We start from the raw sequence: 2,585 nt of genomic DNA, 5'->3' as shown, positions 1-2,585 counted from the left end.
AGTTAATTTCCCCAGAATTAACCATGAGCGGTATAACGATATCAGCATGCCTGGACGTCACAGACCAATTTTCAGCCGCCACGATAATCGTATCCAAACTTTTCCATTGCTGTAAAAAATGATTGATATCAGGATGAATTTTCAAAACATCAATATTCGAGTATATCGCCATTCTAGATTGTGTCAGACTCGTCTCGGCTTTTGTAGCCTTAAAAATATCTAACCTTGAACTAACTTCATTTTTGAGCAACGATGTTTGAATTGGTTTATCAAACATTCCGAATCGGAGGTAAGCTGAGCAAGGAGAAAATTTATTCAGTAGAGAAGCCAATAATAGCGCGGAACGGCAGGTCTGCTCTCCAGAAGATGACTCTGACGCTGAATTACCTATATTAATCAAAACACGTGATGTTGCCAGGCGTAGAGCAAGTTGCTTGATAATTAAAGCATCAATGCCACAAACGCCTTCAGCCCATGTGGCATCGAAGGCTTGCCCATCATGTCCTTCACACAAATAATTAACCAAACTCTTTTCGGGGCGCCATTCAGAAGCTGCAATCTTTATAAGCTCTGTACAAAGAGCTAACAGAAGTGATGACTCAGTTGCGGGTCGAAGCGGTAGCCATACTTGGCTTCCCTCTAAAACATTGACCGGTGCAGCATCAACAAAAGGAATAGCTTTTAAAAACTGTAACAGGTGTGGATGTGATGTGTTTTTTATAGAGTCGTTGTTGCGCATACCCACATTAAAAATAAAATCAAAATTCGCATTACCACCAATAGGTTTCATCAATAAAAGCAAGGCATTGTCAAAACCGATTAGATTCGATAATAATCCGAATACCTTTGGAGTAGATGCATACTTTTTTGGGGATATCCCTACTTTCGAAGAGTTAATGATATTGAGGATTTGATGGGGGAAATTTTGCCACTGTAATCCTGTAAAGCTTGCATTAAAAGCAATTTCCACCGAATTACCCAAAGATTTGATCCTTTCAATTTCCCTTTCGATGAGATCAAACACGATGCTCCATTCGACCTTAACAAAAACATCACTACCCCGACTTCCATTATTTTTGCCAGGATTACCTCGCAACCAACCTTCCCTTATTGCGGGTCCTGCAATTTTTATTTTTTCAGGTTGAATATCCATTTTCTCTCTTTTGATATGGCAATAATAATGATGTTTTGGATCGAACGATTTACCAGCGCTGGTAAAAAGGCGATTTAAGTGCTTTACGATCAGTAATAGTGTACACAAATTAATATGTTAATTTACAGTTCAATCTGAACATGAGTGTGATGCACACAGCGCACTAATTACCTTAGTAAAACCTTGCATGCTGCAAGGAAATAACGCGTTAGGAGTATGTAATTATCATAATTAACATTGGTATACCGTCTTGTTTAGTGAACAACCTTACCTACCGACTAATTGAGAGGTAATGGCAGTGCCTAATGTTTTATGGGCGTAAAGGATAAGTGTTGAAGATGAGCGACTAGGTAATCAATGAGGTATCTCACTTTTGGCATCAACAAACGTGTTGATGGCCAGCATAAATAAATGCCTGATGCTGGTAGTACGCGCCACTCAGGCATCAAATGTACTAATTTATTTTGCACTAATGCATCATAACAAAGGTAATCGGCGACAATACCGACACCAGCGTCAGACAAAACATAGTTAAGAACCGCAGCAGAATCGTCACAACGAAACGAACCATTTACAGTAACTGAGTGCTCAACTCTTTCATCACCTTCATGGATAAATTTCCAAATATTGCCAGCGGAACGATATCTTGTATAACGTATACAATCATAGCGAGAAAGGTCTGACGGAATTTGAGGTGCCCCAAACTTTTTAATATATTGAGGCGAGGCAACTAACAAGCGCTGATTGGACATTATCTTGCGTGCGACCAACGAGCTATCCGGTAAATCCCCAATCCTTATCGAGAGATCTATATTCTCTTCAACCATTTGCACATAACGGTCGTTATACGCTGCTTCAATTTCCACTTTAGGATAAAGCTCCAGAAAATCGGCAAGAAGCGAGGTAATATAACGCTGACCAAACGCCACGGGCATTGATATCCTTAAGAGCCCCTGTGGAGATCGGGTCATGGACGTTACTTCAGCTTCGGCAGAATTTAACAACTCATTAATCGACTGACAGTAACGCAAATAAATTGCACCAATTTCCGTTATTACAACACTACGTGTTGTTCTGTTTAGCAACCGCACACCTAAACTCTCTTCTAATCGTATGACTTTTCTGCTAATTGTCGAGGGGGTTTGCCTTAAAATTTTAGCCGCTGCAGCAAAACTGCCGGTCTCAACGACAGCAAGAAAGGCCATTATCAACCCCAAGAGTTCAGGATCTAAGCGATTTGAGATCTTATTTTTAAGATTATCAGCTCTGAAAGTATTCACTAATCCCTCATTCATTAATAATTTTAATCACTGATACGACAATTATCGATAAATCGCTAACGGTGAACGGGAGACATCTATACTTAATCGGTACTCTTTGATTCTAAAGTGTAGCATATCATATTTTTTTGAGAGAGAGTTCAGAGAGACTA

2 protein-coding genes are annotated in these 2,585 nt (G+C 39.7%); both read right to left on the bottom strand.

Features of this window, described 5'->3' with window-relative positions; translation table 11 throughout:
- Positions 1 to 1,153 (bottom strand): molybdopterin-dependent oxidoreductase (locus J1785_RS01795; RefSeq protein WP_217218675.1); only part of this gene is annotated, 1,153 nt, incomplete at its 3' end.
- Between the two features lie 302 nt (positions 1,154 to 1,455).
- Positions 1,456 to 2,433, bottom strand: coding sequence for a LysR family transcriptional regulator (locus tag J1785_RS01790; RefSeq protein ID WP_158414308.1), 978 nt, complete (start codon positions 2,431 to 2,433; stop codon positions 1,456 to 1,458).
- Between the last annotated feature and the right edge of the window lie 152 nt (positions 2,434 to 2,585).

The organism is Rahnella perminowiae (assembly GCF_019049755.1).
GTDB lineage: Bacteria > Pseudomonadota > Gammaproteobacteria > Enterobacterales > Enterobacteriaceae > Rahnella > Rahnella perminowiae.
This window is presented reverse-complemented; position numbering and strand designations above follow the sequence as displayed.